Source organism: bacterium (genome assembly GCA_024228115.1).
In the GTDB taxonomy this organism is placed as follows: Bacteria; Myxococcota_A; UBA9160; order UBA9160; family UBA6930.
This window is the reverse complement of record JAAETT010000361.1, coordinates 1-1,506: the sequence shown is the minus strand read 5'-3', so window position 1 is coordinate 1,506 and position 1,506 is coordinate 1. Positions and strand designations below refer to the sequence as shown.

The window sequence follows — 1,506 nt, the reverse complement described above, 5'->3', positions numbered from 1 at the left end:
TTGTTTTGCGTCGCAATTACCGCCGCAGAATACAAAGTAGTTACAGAACAAGAAATAAGTGGACATGACCGTTTCGACATGAGAACCGGAGTAGAAGCGATCTACTTCGGGGACCGCTTTTTGAACTATGAAGGTAGTACGGGAGAGGCGGCCTTATGGCTTAATTTAGCCCAACTAGGTCCAAAAGATTACATTCCGATCTACATTCCACAACAAAGATATAAATCGATAGATCAAGTTTTGATTCAGCTTAGAAATGGCATATACACAGCTGTAGATTTCACAACAGAAAAATTATCAAACCTAAGAAATAACAATGATAGCATACCTTATTTCATAGATTTGACCGATAATATTCACATCCACAAATCAATTTCGGATGAGATAATAATTCAGTTGAACACTTCCGTAATTAGCGGTGTAATATTGAGTGACCCGTTGAAAAAGTTATTCAATTTCGCCGATTCTTGGCTACCGAAGCGTCTTAATAGAGCACGTCGGCTTGAAGCAAAACCAGAATTGATCTTCGTATTCGACGATTCCGATCGCTTGTTGACGATTTTCCCCACCGAAGGCGAACACTTCTGGCACACCGCACCTTTTACAAATTCCTATGCAAACATAAAAAGCATAAATTTTAGAAATGCGGATAATTCAACAATTAACTTACCGCCGCCGTGGTATATCATTTTAAAATATTTCTATTTCTAAAAAAACCAGGGGAACCGCAAACATATATATTCTAAAAAACGGGGCATACTTCATATTCTAAAAAACCGGAGCACACACACACACACACACACACACACACACACACACACACACACGTACGCACGCACGCACACACACTTTCATACACAATGGCAGAAAGAGATGCGGACAAAGTCTATTAATCAAAAAGAGGCCCCCAAAATTTGACACATGATACGCAAGGTCGAAGAACAGCAACCACACAGACATAGAAACTGGTTCTTCTACAACGCTGTAGCAACAAAACCAAATGTACGCATCTACTTATAAATAATTGAAGAATTTGTCTGTTTGCTATAGACTCATTAAGTTTTTGTCCAATTTTGATGAATGAGAACTCATTCGATAGGACTTAACAAGGAGAAGGTTTTAGGCAAAAAAAATTAGAAAATTGTAAAAATTAGACATTGTTTAAAAATTTTAAACCAATTTTGACAGTTTTTAGCTAAAATTTACAAAACCTAGGTTTTCAAGGGTGCTGAGTCCGAATCTGACAACCATTTTAGTTTTAAGAAAATTTAGACCGTGCAAAAATTAGACAGTGTAAAAAAATTTTTCTTTCCAATTTTAACAGTTTTTAGCAAAAATTTACAAACCCTGGGTTTTCAAGTGTGAGGAGTGTGGTGTGTGTGTGTGTGTGTGTGTGTGTGTGTGTGTGTGTGTGTGTGTGTGTGTGTGTGTGTGTGTGTGTGTGTGTGTGTGTGTGTTTGTGTGCTTTAAATTGTATTATACACTTTTTGTGTAACATGTGTGTGT

Annotated in this window: 1 protein-coding gene; it reads left to right on the top strand. The window is 37.3% G+C overall.

What is annotated here, in order from left to right; all coding sequences use genetic code 11:
* Positions 1-711, top strand: a 711-nt coding sequence (locus GY937_16075; GenBank protein MCP5058223.1) for a hypothetical protein, incomplete at its 5' end; no start/stop codon positions are given.
* Between the last annotated feature and the right edge of the window lie 795 nt (positions 712-1,506).